The sequence below is a fragment of the Blastococcus sp. SYSU DS0552 genome (genome assembly GCF_054050815.1).
This window is the reverse complement of record NZ_JBJHAB010000006.1, coordinates 167920-185750: the sequence shown is the minus strand read 5'-3', so window position 1 is coordinate 185750 and position 17831 is coordinate 167920. Positions and strand designations below refer to the sequence as shown.

General features: G+C 75.3%; 12 protein-coding genes. 9 read left to right on the top strand and 3 right to left on the bottom strand.

Features of this window, described 5'->3' with window-relative positions; all coding sequences use genetic code 11:
* Positions 1 to 86: 86 nt before the first annotated feature.
* On the bottom strand, positions 87 to 473 hold the full coding sequence (locus tag ACI8AG_RS08310; RefSeq protein ID WP_456588481.1) for a hypothetical protein: 387 nt from the start codon (positions 471 to 473) through the stop codon (positions 87 to 89).
* A gap of 145 nt (positions 474 to 618) precedes the next feature.
* Here ACI8AG_RS08310 and ACI8AG_RS08305 point away from each other — a divergent pair, with 145 nt between their 5' ends.
* The 6 genes from ACI8AG_RS08305 to fmdA all read left to right on the top strand — a co-directional run bounded on the left by ACI8AG_RS08305 (position 619) and on the right by fmdA (position 6351).
* Positions 619 to 1380, top strand: coding sequence for an alpha/beta fold hydrolase (locus ACI8AG_RS08305; RefSeq protein ID WP_456596646.1), 762 nt, complete (start codon positions 619 to 621; stop codon positions 1378 to 1380).
* Positions 1381 to 1478: 98 nt separating this feature from the next.
* Positions 1479 to 2366 carry an alpha/beta fold hydrolase gene (locus tag ACI8AG_RS08300; protein ID WP_456596645.1) on the top strand — a complete coding sequence of 296 codons (888 nt, stop codon included), beginning with the start codon at positions 1479 to 1481 and terminating at the stop codon, positions 2364 to 2366.
* 155 nt (positions 2367 to 2521) lie between these two features.
* Positions 2522 to 3778, top strand: a complete 1257-nt coding sequence (locus tag ACI8AG_RS08295; RefSeq protein ID WP_456588478.1) for an MFS transporter — start codon at positions 2522 to 2524, stop codon at positions 3776 to 3778.
* A 221-nt stretch (positions 3779 to 3999) separates the two neighbouring features.
* Complete coding sequence (locus ACI8AG_RS08290) at positions 4000 to 4284, top strand: FmdB family zinc ribbon protein (RefSeq protein ID WP_456596644.1); 285 nt, start codon at positions 4000 to 4002, stop codon at positions 4282 to 4284.
* Between the two features lie 63 nt (positions 4285 to 4347).
* Positions 4348 to 5031: an AmiS/UreI family transporter gene (locus ACI8AG_RS08285; protein WP_456596643.1), complete on the top strand. Its 684-nt coding sequence runs from the start codon at positions 4348 to 4350 to the stop codon at positions 5029 to 5031.
* 66 nt (positions 5032 to 5097) lie between these two features.
* Entirely contained in the window at positions 5098 to 6351 is a 1254-nt protein-coding gene (gene fmdA / locus ACI8AG_RS08280; protein ID WP_456596642.1) for a formamidase, read from the top strand.
* Positions 6352 to 6432: 81 nt separating this feature from the next.
* Here fmdA and ACI8AG_RS08275 read toward each other — a convergent pair whose 3' ends face one another.
* Positions 6433 to 8232: a putative bifunctional diguanylate cyclase/phosphodiesterase gene (locus tag ACI8AG_RS08275; protein WP_456596641.1), complete on the bottom strand. Its 1800-nt coding sequence runs from the start codon at positions 8230 to 8232 to the stop codon at positions 6433 to 6435.
* 147 nt (positions 8233 to 8379) lie between these two features.
* Positions 8380 to 8913 (bottom strand): NUDIX hydrolase family protein, encoded by a 534-nt coding sequence (locus tag ACI8AG_RS08270; protein ID WP_456596640.1) that lies wholly within the window; start codon positions 8911 to 8913, stop codon positions 8380 to 8382.
* Positions 8914 to 9056: 143 nt separating this feature from the next.
* Between ACI8AG_RS08270 and ACI8AG_RS08265 the strand changes: the two genes are divergently transcribed.
* From ACI8AG_RS08265 to ACI8AG_RS08255, 3 genes are all read left to right on the top strand, one after another.
* On the top strand, positions 9057 to 10994 hold the full coding sequence (locus ACI8AG_RS08265) for a primary-amine oxidase (RefSeq protein ID WP_456596639.1): 1938 nt from the start codon (positions 9057 to 9059) through the stop codon (positions 10992 to 10994).
* Between the two features lie 340 nt (positions 10995 to 11334).
* Entirely contained in the window at positions 11335 to 13236 is a 1902-nt protein-coding gene (locus tag ACI8AG_RS08260; RefSeq protein WP_456596638.1) for a S9 family peptidase, read from the top strand.
* 89 nt (positions 13237 to 13325) lie between these two features.
* The gene (locus tag ACI8AG_RS08255) at positions 13326 to 17831 is read left to right on the top strand and encodes an HAD-IC family P-type ATPase (protein ID WP_456596637.1); all 4506 of its coding nucleotides are present in this window, start codon (positions 13326 to 13328) and stop codon (positions 17829 to 17831) included.

Sequence of the window (17831 nt, the reverse complement as noted above, 5' to 3'; positions counted from 1 at the left end):
GCGCGCACCGGGCGGTGCTGGATAGCTCGAAGGAGGGATCTACGGCAGCGGCTGCCCCCGCGACCGGCGATAGGTGGCGGGGTGGGTCAGTCCTTCAGCGAGCGGATCCACAGCGCCGCCGCGCCGTAGGCCAGCGAGCTGGTGATCGCCCGCGTCGTGGTCCGGCCACCCGCCTGGCCCGCCGCCGCGAGCGCAGTCAGCGTGTCGAGCAGGTTCATCGCCGCCACGGCGGCCAGCCCGCGGTCGACCTCCTCGTCGGTCTTCGCGGTCAGCGCCAGCGCGGATACCACCAGCGCCCGGCTGCCGAACAGCCGCTGCAGCTGCAGGCCCGACGGCGTCACCGGCACGCCGTAGCTGTTCGCCACCGCCCGCGGCGCCAGGACGCTCATCGCCCCGAACGCCGCCCCGACGGCGCCCAGCGCCTGCGCCATCGACCTCTTCGAGGTTCCCGCTGCGGTCTTCTTCCTGAACATCGCGAACTCCCAGGTACGAGGACAGACGGCGGCGGCTCACCGCCACCGGCCACTCAACCAGCGCCGCGCCCCACCCGCAGCGCGAGCCGGGCGCTCCGCCGTTAGCGTCCCGACCATGACCGCCGACCGCCGTTCCCGGTAGACCGTGCCGCCGGCCGTCGAGCTGCAGCACCGCCCCACCCCGTGGGGCGTGCTGCGCAGCCGCGTGACCGGCACGGCTCGCCCCGGTGTCGCGGAGGTCGTCGTCGTCCCGGGCCTCGCCGTCGCCAACTACCTGCAGCCCGCCGTCGAGGCACTCGGCGCCTGGACCCGCGCCCACCTCGTCGAGCTGCCCGGCTTCTCCGGCAGCGGCGAGCCGCCGCACCCGATGGACGTCGCCCAGCACGCCGACGCGGTCGCCTCCTGGCTCGCCGCGGGCGGGCCCGAGCACCCGGTGCTCGTCGGGCACTCCAGCGGCACGCAGGTCGCCGCCCACGTCGCGGCTCGCGAACCCGGGCGGGTGCGCGCGCTGGTGCTCGCCAGCCCGACCGTCGACCCGGCCTACCGCAGCATGCGCCGGGTCCTGCTCGCCTGGCGGCGCAACCACGAGCTCGAGCCTCCGGAGCTCGACGTCCAGCACACCCCCGACCGGCGCCGTGCCGGGCTGCGGCGGGTCCGGCACACCCTGGCCGCCCACCTCGCCGACCGCCTGGAGGACACGATCCAGCGGGTCGACTGCCCCGTGCTCGTCCTCCACGGCGACCGCGACCGCCTCTGCACCGAGGCCTGGGCGCGCGAGCTCAGCACCCGGGCGAGGGACGGCCGGTTCCGCAGCGTCCCCGGCGCGCACAGCTTCGTCTGGACGGCACCCGACGCGTGGTCCGCCCCCATCGCCGAGCTCGCCGGCGCCCCGCCGCTTCCCGCGTGACACCGAGCCCGGCGGCGATTGACCCCCCGGGAGCCGGACGCCACGATGGCCGGACCGCCGACCCCGCCGGGCGGCCTGCGATGACCGTGAGGGAGACCATGAGCGGCACGGAGACGATCCAGATCCCCCACCTCGGTGGCTCGACCATCGGCTACCGGCTCGGCAGTGCGTACGACGCGTCACTCCCGACGCTGGTGATGGTCAACTCCTTCACCACCTCCGTCGAGCTGTACCGGCCCCAGTTCGCGGACGAGCAGCTCTCCGCCACCGCCAACCTGCTCGCCATCGAGCCCTACGGGCACGGTGCCACCCGCGCCTCGTACCGGCAGTTCACCTACTGGGACACGGCCGTCGCCGGGCTGCAGGTGCTCGAGGCGCTCGGCATCCCGCAGGCATTCGTGCTGGGAACCTCCCAGGGCGGCTGGGTCGCGGCACGCATGGCCATGCTCGCTCCCGACACCATCAGGGGCATCGTCCCGCTCGGCACCTCGATGGACTTCGAGAGCCAGCGCAGCCGCGAACTGGGGTGCTGGGACGGGGTCGCGTTCTGCACCCCCGCCATCGACGCGCTCGCCGAGCCCGTCGGGAACGACTGGACCGTCCCGGTCGAGCTCGTCGACGCCACCCTCGCGGAGGGCATGGGCGACGACGTCCCGGCCGACGAACGCGCGTTCTGGCACCGGGAGCACCAGGAGAACTACGCCGGCGACGCCGGACGGCAGCGGCTCCGGATCAGCAGCATCAACCTGCGTGACCGGGACGGCCTGCACGGCCGGCTGGACGGCGTCCGGTGCCCCGTCCTGTGGATGCACGGCACCGCGGACCGGGTCTACTCGGTCGCGAACGCCCAGGCCGAGATCGAACTCTTCGTCAACAGCGCCGGCGCCGAACTCCGCGTCGTCGAGGGCGGCCAGCACTTCCTCAGCGCCACCCACCCCGAGGTGGTGAACGCCGCGACGGTCGAGTTCATCGACCGCTGGAAGTAGCGCCCGACGGCCACCTGATCGGGCGACGCGTCGCAAGTCGACCGTCCCGCCGGCGCGCTAGGGTTGACGGGTTCCAGAACGCCCCGTGTGTAACTACCTGCTGCCGGCCCCGCCGGCGGATCAAGGCGGCACGCCCGATCCGCCCAGCAGAGGTCATGTTCCACACGCGCCCCACCGACTCCGCGGTGCTCCGCTCCGCCGGTCTCTCCTACTTCCCGCTCGCGTTCATCGCGCGGCTGCCGTTCGCGATGATGGTCGTCGGCGTCCTCACCCTCGTCGTCGCCGAGCGCGGCTCGGTGACCCTCGGCGGCCTCAACTCCGCCTGCGCCGGCCTGGGCACCGCACTCGCCGGCCCCCTGCTCGGTGCCGCGGTCGACCGCTTCGGGCAGCGCCGGGTGCTCGTCCCGGTGGGCCTGGTGAACGCGAGCCTGCTGGGCGTCTTCCCGCTGGTCGTCGCGAGCACCGCGGCCGACGCCGCGCTGCTGGCGCTGTCGGTCCTCATCGGCGCCTCCGCACCGCAGATCGCCCCCATGTCACGCACCCGGCTCATGGCGATCATCCGCCGGTCGGTGCACCACGACCGCCGCGAGCGGGTGGTCAACGGCACGATGGCCTACGAGTCCGCCGCCGACGAGATGGTCTTCATCGTCGGCCCCTTCCTCGTCGGGCTGCTCGCCACCGCGATCGCCCCGTGGGTCGCCATCGCCGGCGCCTCGGCGCTGACGTTCGTGTTCGTCACCGCGTTCGCCCTGCACCCCACCGGCCGGCTGCACCCCGGCACGGACCCGACGGCGGCCGCGCGGGCGCCCGTCCGCGAGCTCACCCGCTTCCCGCTGCTCACCGTCGTCGTCGGCACCCTCGGCGTCGGCCTGTTCTTCGGCGCCACCCTGACCTCGCTCACCGGCTTCCTGGCGGTCGACGGCGACGGCGACAGCGCCGGCCTGCTCTACGGCGTCATGGGCATCGGGTCGGCCGTGCTCGCGCTCGGCACCGCGGCCCTGCCGGTGCGCTTCTCGCTGCGGGCGCGGTGGCTCGCCTTCGGGTCGCTGCTGCTCGCCGGCGCGATCGCCTACGCGTGCGCCGGGTCGGTGCCGGCGCTCGTGGCCGCCCTCGCGGTGCTCGGCTGCGGCGTCGGGCCGACGCTGGTCACCCTGTACAGCCTTGCCGCGGCGCTGAGCCCGGCCGGCCGCTCGGCGACCACCATGACGATGCTCGGGTCCGCCGTCGTCGTCGGCCAGGCGGTCGCCTCCGCGCTCACCGGCGTGCTCGCCGATGCGCTGGGCGCGGGTACCGCGCTCGCCGCCCCCGCCGTGGCAGCCGCCCTCGTGGTCGCCGCCGGCGCGGCGCACGCGGCATCGGTGCAGCGGAGCGCCGTACGTCCGGAGCCCGAGCCGGTCCCCGTCCAGGTATAGCGACCGGGGACGACAGCAGGTCCGCGGCCGCTCTGCCTCTGAGTGCCACGGCACTCAGAGGCAGAGCTCGCGCGGGACCGCACATTGCGTGAGGGCGCGCGCGAGCTCTCGCGTACCGGAACGAACTCGCTTGCCGCTGGATCGCCGGAGGCCTTGACCGGTCCTCCGGCCCCCGAGAGCGTGGGTCGCCTGCTCGAACACCGCGAGTGACGAGGACGGCGATGGCTTCCTACGTGTACCGATGCGACGACCACGGGCTGACGGAGCGCTCGCTCCCGATCGGCACCGCCGAGCCGACCACCTGCTGCCCCACCTGCGGATCCGCCGCGGTGCGGGTCTTCACCCCGCCGCGCATCTCCTTCGGCGACCCCACGCGGCGCGCCCTGATCGACCGGACCGAGCGGACCCGCGACGAACCCGAGGTGGTGTCCTCCCCCGGCCCGCGCCCGACCCGCCGCCCCCCGGTCGCCGCCAACCCCGCGCTCCGCCGCCTGCCCCGGCCCTGAGCCGGGCGTCGCCCACCGGAACGAGCAGACCGCTCCGCCTCCCAGCGATGAAGGGACGTCCTCATGGCCAGCGTCGGACTGCTCTACGTCGGGGCCGTGCTGATCCTGAACGGGCTGATGCTGCTCGGGTGGGTGGACGCCCGCGCGGCCGCGCCGCTGAACTTCTTCGTCGGCGGGCTGCAGGTGCTCACGCCGACCTTCCTGATCGTCACCTCCGGCGGTGACCCCGACACGATCCTCGCCGCCTCGGGCCTGTACCTGTTCGGCTTCACCTACCTCTACGTCGGGTTCAACCTGCTGGGCGACCTGGACGGCACCGGGCTCGGCTGGTTCTCCGCGTTCGTCGCCTGCTGCGCCCTGGTCTACGCCGGGCTCAACTTCGGGCGCCTGGACGACCCTGCGTTCGGCGTGATCTGGCTCTACTGGGCGGTCCTGTGGGCGCTGTTCTGGGTCGTCCTCGGGCTCAAGCGCGAGGAGTGGACCCGGTTCACCGGCCTCGTGGCCGTCGTCGCCGGTGTGTTCACCGCCGCCGTCCCCGCGTTCCTGCTGCTCACCGGCGTCTGGGGCGACTACCTCACCGAGTCGGCGGTCGCCCTCGCCGTCATCTGCCTGGCGTCGCTGGCGCTCGCCCCGCGGCTGCGCGAACCGGCGGCCACCGAGGCGACGGCGCCCGCGCCGGAGCTGCGGGAGGGCGACGTGCCGCCGTCCCCCCGCTCCGGGACCCCCACCGCCCACGAGAGGCGGTGACGCCGATCCCGCACGCCGCACCCGCTCGCACCCGGACGCGCACCACCTGTGACCTGGAGGTCCCCCGTGCCGAAAGTCGTGTACCCCCTCGACTCGTCGAAGAAGTTCACCGAGCAGCAGTACGTCGGGCACAACCGCTGGCACCCCGACATCCCGGCCAACGTCACCGTGCGCCCGGGTGACACCTTCCGCGTCGACTGCCGTGAGTGGTTCGACGGCGCCATCCACAACGACGACTCCGCCGACGACATCCGCGACGCGCCGCTGTCGACGGTGCACTGCCTGAGCGGGCCCTTCCACGTGGAGGGCGCGCAGCCGGGTGACCTGCTGATCGTCGACATCCTCGACGTCGGCCCGATCCCGCAGGAGGACTCCGGGCCGCTCGCCGGCCAGGGCTGGGGCTACACCGGCATCTTCGCCAGGCAGAACGGCGGTGGCTTCCTCACCGACCAGTTCCCCGACGCCTACAAGACGATCTGGGACTTCTCCGGGCAGACCGCCACCTCCCGGCACATCCCGGGCGTCTCCTTCACCGGCATCGTCCACCCCGGGCTCATGGGCACCGCGCCGTCGGCCGAGCTGCTCGCCCGCTGGAACCGCCGCGAGCAGGCGCTGATCGACACCGATCCCGACCGGGTGCCGCCGCTGGCGCTGCCCCCGCTCCCCCAGGACGCCATCCTGGGCACGCTCCAGGGCGCCGACTACGACCGGGTGGCCGGCGAGGCCGCGCGCACCGCGCCGCCGCGGGAGAACGGCGGCAACCAGGACATCAAGAACCTCACCAAGGGCAGCCGGATCTTCTACCCGGTGTTCGTCGACGGCGCGAAGCTCTCGCTCGGTGACCTGCACTTCAGCCAGGGCGACGGCGAGATCACCTTCTGCGGCGCGATCGAGATGGGCGGCTTCATCGACCTGCACGTCGACGTCATCAAGGGCGGCATGGAGACCTACGGCGTCAGCGAGAACGCCATCTTCCTGCCCGGCAACGTCGACCCGCGGTACGAGCGCTGGCTGGCGTTCTCCGGCACGTCGGTGACCCTGGACGACGAGCAGCGCTACCTGGACTCGCACCTCTCCTACCAGCGCGCCTGCCTGCACGCGATCGACTACCTGACCAAGTTCGGCTACACGCCGGAGCAGGGCTACATGATCCTGGGGGCCGCACCGATCGAGGGCCGGCTCTCCGGGGTCGTCGACATCCCGAACTCGTGCTCGACGGTCTACCTGCCCACCGGCATCTTCGACTTCGACGTGGAGCCCGCGGCGTCGGGCCCGACCCGCATCGACCCGGGCATGGGGGTGCCCCGGTCCAGCTTCTGAGCCGGCCCGGTCTGTCGGGGCCCACGGGACAGCGGCCTCGCCTCCCCGCCCGCGTGCCGCCCGCACGCGGGCGGGGCCCGGTCACGACGACGGGAAGCGCGTCCCCAGCTCGTTCAGCGGGGCCGGCCGGGAGAACAGCCAGCCCTGCGCGTAGTCGCAGCCCATGGCCTGCAGCGCCGCGCGGTGCCCCTCGGTCTCGACCCCCTCGGCGGTGACCACCAGCCCGGCGCCGCCGGCGAAGTCGACGAGCAGCTGCACCAGGGCCCGGTCGCGGTCGTCGGTGAGGATGCCCTGCACGTACGAGCGGTCGATCTTCAGGCCGTCGGCGCGCACCTCGCGCAGGTGGCGCAGCGACGTCCCGCCGGCACCGACGTCGTCGAACGTGACCTTGTAGCCGGCGGCGCGCAGCTGCTCGAGCGGTTCTACCGCGGCGTGCAGCTGGTCGACCAGCAGCGACTCCGGCACCTCCACCCGCACCAGCGCCGGGTCGAGGCCGGCGGCACCTGTGGCGTCGGAGAGCACCGTGCCCAGGCCCGGGGTGAGCAGCCGGTCGGTGCTCACGTTGACGTTCAGCGCGACGCAGCCCGCCTCCGGGCCACGTTCCCCCTGCCAGGCAGCGAACTCCCGCGTCGCGGTGCGCAGCACCCAGTCGTCGAGGGCGGTGAGCTGACCCGACCGGGCGGCCGAGGCGAGGAAGGCGTCGGGCGCCAGCAGGCCCAGGCGCGGGTGCTGCCAGCGGACCAGCGCCTCCACGCTGCCCAGCCGGCCGTCGGCCAGCCGCACGATCGGCTGGTAGAGCAGCAGGAACTCCCCGCGTTCCACGGCCTGGGACACGCTGGTACCCGCGAGCGGATCGGCGTCCACCGCCGTCGTCACCAGGACCGGGCCGCTGACGTGGTCCCCGCCGTTGCGCTTGCCCGTGTACATGGCCAGGTCCGCCGCCCGGACGAGCTCACCCGGGTCCACGGAGCCGCCGGCGCTCACCGCGAGCCCGGCGCTGACCCGCACCCGCTGCGCGACGCCGTCGTCCCGGCTGATCGCGGCCACGGCCCGGTGCATGCGGACGGCGATCGAGCGGGCGATGTCGGTGTCGGGTGCCCCGTCGCGGCGGGCCAGGGAGGTGTCGATGTCGAGGCACGCGGCGAACTCGTCGCCACCGAGGCGCGCGACCAGGTCCACCGGCCGGGCGGCCTCGGTCAGCGCGGCCGCCACGTCGCGCAGGAGCGCGTCCCCGCGGTCGTGCCCGAGGTCGTCGTTGACCGACTTGAACCCGTCCAGGTCGAAGTAGACGACGGCGGTCTGGTGCCCGGGCTGGGTGGCGCTGCGCCGGCAGGACTCCTCGACCCGGCCGAAGAACGCGTGCCGGTTGGCCAGGCCGGTGAGCGGGTCGCGCAGCGCCTGGCCGGCGAGCGCGCGGGCCAGCGCGGAGAGCAGCACGGGCATCGGGACGGCCCGCACGCCGTCGGCGCCCAGCACGAGGACGTGGTCCTGCACGTGCTCCGGGTCCCGGGTGATCGCCCGGCTGGACGCCTCGATGACCGTCGTCGTCGCCGGCAGGGTCAGCGCGTCCCACTGGGCGACGTCGGACAGCCGCCGGCGCCCGTACAGCGAGCGGCCGTAGCCGTAGGCCCCGCTCATCAGCGCCTCGAAGCGGCTGCGCTCGACCAGCCCGACCACGCCGTCGACGTCGGGGTGGGCGATGACCGCGCACCCGGCGTCGCGCGCCTGCCCGAAGACCCGGTCGAGCTCCTCGCAGCTGCCGGCGCCGGGCAGCACGGGCACCGCGCGGGCCAGGACGCCGAGGGTGAAGGTCTCGCCGGCCTCGCCCTCCGGGTGCAGGGCACCGAGACCGTCCTCGACCGTCGTCAGGTGAGTGATCACAAGATCACATCGACGCGCGGAGGTGCGGAACCGGAGGGCGGACCGCTAATCTCACCCGGGCGGGTGGCTGACCTGCGGATTTCCTGTGGTGCGGGTCACCTCCCGCGCCGAGCCGGGGCGCCGCCACGGCCCCGGGCCGGTGGCCGGTCAGACCCCGAGGTGCGCCAGCGCCTGCAGCAGCAGGGTGCTCTGCCCGTTGGTCAGCTCGGCCAGCACCGCAGGATCGCGCGCCTCCAGCGGCGAGAACCAGGTCAGCTCCAGCGCGTCCTGCTGCGGCGAGCAGTCCCCCTCGACCGGCACCACGTAGGCCAGCGACACCGCGTGCTGGCGCGGGTCGTGGAACGGCGTCACCCCCGGCGTCGGGAAGTACTCGGCGACGGTGAACGGCTGCGGCGCGGGCGGGACCCGCGGCAGCGCGAGCGGGCCGAGGTCCTTCTCCAGGTGCCGCAGCAGCGCCGCCCGCACCCGCTCGTGGTACAGCACCCGCCCCGACACCAGCGCCCGCTTGATCTGCCCGTCCTCACCGGCGCGCAGCAGCAGCCCGATCGCCGTCACGGTGCCCTGCTCGTCCACCCGCACGGGCACCACGTCGACGTACAGGATCGGCAGCCGCTCGCGCGCCGCGTCCATCTCCTCGCGGGCCAGCCAGCCCCCGCCTGTCGCCGTCGTCAGCTCGGTCATGGGAACTGTCTAGCCGATGCCCCCAGCAGGCCGACACCCGCGCGGCCGGACGGCGGACGTGCTCCCCGTCACGTGGGCGGCGCCGATCCGAGCCCCGACCGGAGCCCTTCCGCTTCCGCACCCCCAGGAGTAGGCACGTGACCATGACCGCCGTCACAACCGGTACGACCACCCACCCGCTCGCCCGGCTGACGGGCGAGGAGATCACCGCCGCGACGGCGATCGTCCGCGCCGCCGGCCTCTGCGCCGAGTCCAGCAAGTTCGTCTACGTCGGGCTCGAGGAGCCGCACAAGACGCAGGTGCTGGCCTGGCGGCCGGGCGACGCCGTCGAGCGCCGGGTCCGCGCGCTGCTGCTCGACCGCGCCACCGGCGCCGGCCACGACGTCACCGTCTCGCTGACCGCCGGCACCGTCGTCCGGGACGTCGAGCTCGACGCCGTCGCCGACGGGCAGGTGCCGATCCTCGACGCCGAGTTCGAGTCGATCGAGCCGATCCTCGCTGCCGACGAGCGCTGGGTCGCGGCGATGGCGAAGCGGGGGCTCGACGTGGCCGACGTCCGCGCCGTGCCCCTGTCGGCCGGGTCCTACTTCGCCGACGAGCGAGGCCACCGGATCGTCCGCGTGCTCGGCTTCCACCAGGCCGACGAGGCCGACCTGCCCTGGGCCCACCCGGTCGACGGCGTGGTCGCGTTCGTCGACATCACCCGCGGCGTGGCGACGGCGGTGCAGGACCACTTCGACCTGGCGGTGCCCGCCGAGCGCGCCGACCTCACCCCCGACGTGCACCCCGCGCCGGTCCGCGACCTCAAGCCGATCGAGATCGTCCAGCCGGAGGGGCCGAGCTTCACCGTCGACGACGACGAGGTCACCTGGGCCGGCTGGCGCTTCCGCATCGGCTTCGACATGCGCGAGGGGCTGATCCTCAACCAGCTCTCCATCGACGGCCGCTCGGTCATCCACCGCGCCTCGATCTCGGAGATGGTGGTGCCCTACGCCGACCCCTCGCCGGTGCGGTTCTGGCAGAACTACTTCGACACCGGCGAGTACCTCTTCGCCCGCTACACCAACTCCCTGGAGCTCGGCTGCGACTGCCTCGGCGAGATCCGCTACTTCGACGCCACGATCGCCGACGAGGACGGCGCCCCGCGCACGATCCGCAACGCCGTCTGCATGCACGAGGAGGACTACGGCGTCCTCTGGAAGCACACCGACATGTTCAACGGGATGGCCGAGACACGGCGCCAGCGCCGGCTGGTGATCAGCTTCTTCACCACCATCGGCAACTACGACTACGGCTTCTACTGGTACCTCTACCTCGACGGCACGATCCAGCTGGAGAGCAAGGCCACCGGCATCGTGTTCACCTCCGCCTACCGCGGTGAGGAGCACCCGTACGCCACCGAGATCGCCCCCGGCCTGGGCGCGCCGTACCACCAGCACCTGTTCTCCGCGCGGCTGGACATGGCCGTCGACGGCGTCGACAACACCGTCTACGAGGTCGACGCCGTCCGGCAGCCGGTCAGCGAGGTCAACCCGTACGGCAACGCGTTCACCCGCCGGATGACGCCGCTGACCTCCGAGGCGGAGGCCGCGCGGCTGGCCGACGGCACCGTCGGCCGGGTGTGGCACGTGGTCAACGAGTCGAGGAGGAACCGGCTGGGCCAGCCGGTCGGCTACGCGCTGCACCCCGAGGGCGGTCCGGTGCTGCTGGCCGACGAGTCCTCGTCGGTGCACGCCCGGGCCACCTTCTCCACCAAGCACCTGTGGGTCACGCAGTACGACCCGGCGGAGAAGTACGCGGCCGGCGACTTCGTCAACCAGCACCCCGGCTCGGCCGGCCTCCCGGCGTTCGTCGCCGACGACGCGCCGCTGACCGACACCGACGTCGTCCTGTGGCACACCTTCGGGCTGACGCACTTCCCGCGGCCGGAGGACTGGCCGGTGATGCCGGTCGACTACGCCGGCTTCACGCTCAAGCCGGTCGGGTTCTTCGACCGCAACCCCGGCCTGGGCGTGCCGAGGTCGGCGTCGTCGCACTGCGCGTCGGGGGCGGACGAGGCCCCGAGCGGGCACTGCTCGTGACCGCCGCCGTGGCCCGCGCGGTCGCGTCTCCCGCGGGCGCGCTGATGTCGCCCGGGCCGGCGCTCGTCTCCGGCCAGCTGCTGGTCGCAGCGACTGCGACGCTGCGCCGCTGACCCGCCGCGCACCGCCCCGGGGTCCGCACGGGCTCCGGGGCGGTGCCGCGTCCCGAGCACGCGGAGCCTGGCCGATTCCGCCGGCGGGCGGCGTGGGCCGTTCCCTCCCGGCGCCGCGGAGGCCATGCTGCGGAGAGCCCGACGGGACCTGCACCACCACGGGGTGCGGCGCGTGTGGCAGCTTGGTCCCCCGGAGATCGGCTGCAGAAGGTGGAGGACGTCGCACGGTGACGATCGGCGCGAGCGTGTCCCCCCACGTCGAGGAAGCCGTGGCGCTCGCCGAGGATCTCGTCGACGCCTGGGGCAGCTGGGGCCCCAACATGACCCCGGACGCCCGGCAGGTCGCGTTCATCAGCGACCGCTCGGGCACTCCGCAGCTGTGGCTCCAGGACGTCGTCCTCGACGGCGAGCAGCCGCCGGCCCGGCACGTCCCGCTGTCCGACGACCCGGTCATCTCGGTGCGGTGGGCGGCCGACAGCCGCTGGCTGGCGTGCGAGGTGGCCACCGACGGTGGCGTCCGGACGGCGGTGTGGGTGGTCCGGCCCGACGGCTCGGACGCCCTCCGGATCGCCGGCAACTCCGACGAGCACGCCGAGCTCGGCCCGTGGACCCGTAGCGGTCACCGCGTCGTGGTGACCCTCCCCGGGATGGCGGCCGACGTCCCCACCCGCGCCTACCTCGCCGACCCCGCCACCGGCCGGCTCGACCCGCTGGCCGAGGGCGACCTGATCCACGTGCTCGACGTCTCCCTCGAGGAGCGGTTCATCGTCATCCGCGACGGCGAGCGGGGGCAGCAGTACGTCGTCGTCGTCGACCGGCTCAGCGACGAGGACTTCAGCGCACTCCCCCACGGGGCCACCGGCTCCACGGACGTGGCGCTGATCCGGCCGGCGCCGGAGGACCACAGCGGGCCGGTCTACGTGTACCTCGCCTCGGACGTGGGCCTGCCCCGCCGGCAGCTCATCGGGCTGCCGTTCGGGCCGAACGGCTGGCGCGGTGAGCCGCGGACCCTCGCGGCCCGGGAGGACGCCGAGCTGGAGGACATCGACGCCGACGACGCCGGCGGGCTGCTGCTCCTGGTGTGGAACGTCGCAGGGCGCAGCGAGCTGGAGCTGATGGACACCGCCACGGGCGGGCGCACACCGATCTCCGGGTTGCCCGGGCTGGTGGCCGCCGACCCGGTGCTCAGCCGCGACGGCTCCAGCGTCGTGCTCGGCGTGCAGGGGCCCACGCGCCCGCGGGAGCTGTGGCACCTGGACACCACCACCCACGCCTGGACACGGGTCACCTCCGCGCCGCCACTGCCCAGGCGCCGGCTCGTCGTCCCGAGCCTGGAGAGGTTCACCGGCCGCGACGGCCTGCCGTTGAGCGGCTGGCTCTACCGCGCCCCGGGCCGGCTCAACGGCCCCGGTCCGGTCGCGATCTACCTGCACGGCGGCCCCGAGGACCAGGAGCGGCCCGCCTTCGCGCCGCAGCACCAGTCGCTGGCGGCCGCCGGCGTGAGCGTGTTCGCGCTCAACATCCGCGGCTCGGCAGGCTTCGGCCGCGAGTTCGTGCACGCCGACGACCTGCACGGCCGGTACGACGCGTTCGCCGACGTCCTCGCTGCCGCCGAGCACCTCGTGGAGGCCGGCATCGCCGAACCCGGCCGGCTCGCGGTCACCGGCCGCTCCTACGGCGGCTACCTGACCCTCGCGACGCTGGCCTTCTCCCCCGGGGTGTTCTCCGCCGGGGTGGACGTCTGCGGCATGTCCGACCTGGTCACCTTCTACCGCGACAGCGAGCCGTGGATCGCCGCGGCCGCCGTGACCAAGTACGGGCATCCCGAGCGTGACCGGGCGCTGCTGGAGGACATCTCCCCCCTGTCCTCGGCCGGCAACATCGACGTCCCCCTGCTCGTCGTGCACGGCGAGCACGACACCAACGTGCCGATCGGCGAGGCGCACCAGATCGTCCGGGTCCTGCACGAGCTGGATCGGGACGTCGAGTACCTCGAGCTCGCCGGCGAGGGGCACGTCTTCCGCCAGGCGAAGTCCCGCAAGGCGCTGGCCGGCGCGATCACCCGCTTCCTCCACACCCACCTGTGCCGGGATGTGGCCCAGCCCGGCCACGACGGGAGCGGCGGGTGACGCTGCGCCGCTGATCCGCCGCGCACCGCCCCCTGCGGTTCACCCGCTGGACACGTACCGTTTCCCGTGACCGTCATCACGGGAGATCCATGACTCTGCTCCGCCGCCTCGACTCGGCCCGCCGGGCCGCCCACCAGGTCGCGCGCGCGGCCACCGGCGCCGCCGCGCTGGCCGCCGCGCCGGTGGTCGTGGGCGCCGGTCTGCTGGGCGGGACGGCGTCGGCCACCACCCGGCTCGCCCGCGCGGGGGTCAGTGGGTCGCTGCACCTCGCCCACGGCGCCGCCGTCTCCGGCACCCGCGCGGTCGGCACCCTGGTCACCGGCGCCGACCCGCTGCCCAGCGGGCACCTGCACGACCTGGTCGACGCCGCGAAGGGCCTGCTCGAGCCGGCGCCGTCCCGGCACACGCGCCGGGTCTGGGGCGACCGCGACCGCCTGCAGGTCGAGCTCGAGGAACCCACCGAGGACGACGCCCCGGCCGCCCGGGTCGCGCTGCGCCGCCACCTGGAGCGGCTCGAGGGCGTCGAGTGGGCCACGGTGAACGACGTCGTCGGCCGGGTGCTGGTCGCCGTCGACGCCCGCCGGGTCGGCCTCGAGGACGTCGTCGGCGTGGTCACCGAGATCGAGCAGGCCCGCGGCGGCACCGGCGTCTTCCCGCAGCGCCCCGACCACCCGGCCGACGTCGAGCCCTTGCTGGCCGCCGTCCTCGCCGCCGCCGTCGACACCGTGGCCTTCGGCGTCGCCACCGCCGCGAAGTACCTGCCGGTCCCCGCGGTGCACCGGCACGCCACCCTCGTCATGGCGCTGCTCGACACCCAGCAGTGGCTCAAGCAGGCCCTCGCCGACCGCATCGGCCCGGTGGGCACCGACCTCGTCTTCGAGGGCACCAGCGCGGTGCTGCACTCGCTCACCCAGAGCCCCACGGTGCCGGCGCTCAACGCCGCCGCCGCCGTCCAGCGGACCCTGGAGATGCGGGCCCGCCGGCAGGTGTGGCGCCGCCGCGAACGGGAGCTGTGCGGCCCCGAGCCCGACGACGACCGCGCCCCCGAGCCCCCGCCCGGCCCGCGCCCCGGCGAGCTGCCGAGAGGGCCGATCGAGACCTACCGCGACCGGCTCGGGCCCACCGAGCTCGGCGCGGCGCTGGGCCTGCTCGCGCTCACCCGCCGCCCCGGCCGCTCCGCCGACCTGCTGCGGGCGCTCACCCCCAAGGCCGCCGTGCACGGCCGGGAGTCCTTCGCCGCCACCCTCGACCTGCTGCTGTGCCGCCAGGGCGTCCTCCCGCTCGACGGCTCGGCCTACCGCCGCCTCGATCGCGTCGACACCGTCGTCATCGACGCGGCCGCCCTCTGCACCGGCCCACCGGTGGTCGTCGAGGCCACCGCGGATACCGACCGGTGGGAGGACGCCGCCGTCTGGTCGGCCGCCACCCGGCTGCTCACCGACGACGGCGCCGCCGACGACGACCGGCTCCGGCTCGGCCCGGTGCGCCGCACCGGCGACGCACCCGGGGGCGAGGTGCGCTCGCTGCTCGAGGGCCGCCGGCGGGTCGGCACCGTGACGGTCGCCGCCGAGCTCGACCCGCACGCCGAGGCGCTGCTCACCACCGTCGCCGACGCGGGGCTGCGGCTGGTGCTCACCCGGCACGTCGGCGCCCGCGACGTCACCGGGCTGGCCGACGACATGGCCGACGACGGCTCGCTCGTCGACACCGTGCGCGCGCTGCAGGCGGACGGCCACGGTGTGCTGGTGGTGTCGGCCACCGACGGGCCCGCGCTGATGGCCGCCGACGTCGGCCTCGCCCCGGTGCTCGCCGGCCACGCCCCGGCGTGGGGCGCCGACCTCGTCACCGACCCCGGACTCGCCGACGCCTGCCGCGTCGTCGCCGCCGTCCCCGACGCCAAGGCCACCAGCAGCCGGTCGGCCGGCGCCGCGCTCACCGGCAACGTCCTGGGCGGGCTGCTCGCCGCCGTGGGCAGCCCGCGGCTCGGCCAGCGCCGGGCGACGACGCCGGGCAAGTACGCCACGCTCAGCACGATGGTGGCCGGCACCCGCGCCGCCGTCCGCGCCGCCCGCCGTCCGGTGCCGGCCCCGACCGTGCACACCCCCTGGCACGCGCTCGACCCCGACGACGTCCTGCGCCGGCTGGCCGACGTCCCGGCCGGGCCCGAGCACCGGCCCGGCCGGCTGCCCGCGGCCGCGCGGCGGGCGGCCGCGCTCCCCGCCGTCCGGGTCCCGGCCCGGTTCGGCCGCACCGTCGCCGCGGAGCTCGCCGACCCGCTCACCCCGATCCTGGCCACCGGGGCCGCGGCGACCGCGGTGCTCGGCGAGATCACCGACGCGGTGCTGGTCGGCAGCGTCACCGCCATCAACGCCGTCGTGAGCGGGCTGCAGCGGATGCGCGCCGAGAGCGCCCTGGAGGCGCTGCTGCTCGAGCAGGCGCGCTGCGCCCGGCGGGAGACCGACGGCGGGTCCGAGGAGGTGCCCGCGAGCGCGCTGCGCCTGGGCGACGTCGTGCTCGTGGAACCCGGCGACGTCGTCGGCGCCGACGCCCGGCTGCTGGACGCCGAGGACCTGGAGGTCGACGAGTCGAGCCTGACCGGGGAGTCCCTGTCGGTCGCCAAGTCGGTGCCCGCGACGCCGGGGGCCGACCTCGCCGACCGCACCTGCATGCTCTTCGACGGCACCACGGTGGTCGCGGGGCGGGGCCGCGCCGTGGTCGTCGCCGTCGGCGCGGCCACGCAGGCCGGGCGGGCCGCCCGCGCCGCGGGCGGTGCGGCGCCACCGGCGGGCGTGCAGGCGCGGCTGGCCGAGCTCACCCGCGCCGTCCTCCCGCTCACCCTCGCCGGTGGCGGGGCGGTCACCCTGCTCGGCGTGCTGTGGGGCCGCCCGCTGCGCGAGTCGGTCGCCGCCGGGCTGGCGATCGCGGTCGCCGCGGTGCCCGAGGGGCTGCCGCTGGTGGCCACCGTCGCCCAGCAGGCCGCGGCCCGGCGGCTCTCCGGGCGCGGCGCGGTGGTGCGCAGCGCCCGGGTGCTCGAGGCGCTCGGCCGGGTCGACACCGTCTGCTTCGACAAGACCGGCACGCTCACCGAGAACCGGCTGCGCGTCACCCGGCTGGTCCCCCTGGACGGCGGCAGCGAGGAGGAGCTGCTCCGGCTGGCCGCCGCGGGCATGGGCAACGGCGACGACCTGTCCCACGAGACGGACCGCGCCGTGCTGGACGCGGCGGGCGACGCCTGGGACTCCCCGCCCGACGCCTGCCTGGGCTTCGCCGCCGGCCGCGGCTTCTCCGCCGCCGTCCGCGACGGCCGGCTCGTCGTGAAGGGCGCCCCGGAGACCGTCCTGCGCCGCTGCGCCGATGCCACCGAGCTGCGCGACCGCGTCCGGCAGCTGGCCGGCGAGGGGCTGCGGGTGCTCGCCGTCGCCGACCGCGCCGTCGACGGCACGCCCGACGACCTGGACGAGGCGGCCACCGGGCTCACCCTGCGCGGGCTGGTCGGGCTGTCGGACACGCTGCGGGAGTCCTCGGTGCGCGCCGTCGAGCAGCTGCGGGCCGCCGGCGTGCGTGTGGTGGTGGCCACCGGCGACCACCCCGAGACGGCGAGCGCCATCGCCGCGCAGGCCGGCGTGCCCGACGCCGACCGGGTGGTCACCGGCGCGCAGCTCGCCCGGGCCACGGACGCCGAGCGGGCGCGGCTCGTCGCGGAGACCGCGGTCTTCGCGCGGCTCTCCCCCGAGCAGAAGGTCACCCTGGTGGCCGCCCTGCGCCGCGCCGGGGCGACCCTGGCGATGACCGGCGACGGGGTGAACGACGCCGCCGCGATCCGGCTGGCCGACGTCGGCGTCGGCGTCGAGGGCGCGGAGTCACCGGCCGCCCGCACCGCCGCCGACCTGGTGCTCACCGACCTCGACCTCACCCGCCTGGTCGACGCGATCGCCGAGGGCCGGGCCATGTGGTCCCGCGTGCGCGACGCGGTGTCGGTGCTGGTCGGTGGCAACGCCGGCGAGGTCGCGTTCACCGTGCTCGGCACCGCGGTCGGGGGCCGCGCACCGGTGAACACCCGCCAGCTGCTGCTGGTCAACCTGCTCACCGACATGTTCCCGGCGCTCGCCGTGGCGGTGGCGGCTCCGCGGCAGGTGCCCGTGGGCGACGACGACGGCCCGTTCGCGGGGCACCCGCTCGCACCGGTGCTGCGGGCCGGCCCGCACCGCGGCTTCACCGCGGCGGTGCGCCGCATGGTCGTCGTGCGGGGCGCGGCGACGGCGGCCGGCGCCACGGCCGCCTGGACGGTCGGCCGGGTGACCCCGGTCTTCCCCGGTCGGGCGAGCACGATGGGGCTCGCGGCCCTGATCACCACCCAGCTGGCGCAGACCGCGTGGTCGGGCCGGCGCAGCCCGCTCGTGCTGGTCACCGTCGCCGGCTCGCTGGCCGCCCTGCTGGCGATCGTGCAGACCCCCGGCATCAACCTGTTCTTCGGCTGCACCCCGCTGGACCCGCTCTCGTGGGCGGTGGTGCTCGGCGCGGCCGTCCTGGCTGCCGCGGGCGCCGAGGTGGTGCCGGCCCTGCTCGCCCGCCGGATGGGCGCCCGGACCCCGTGA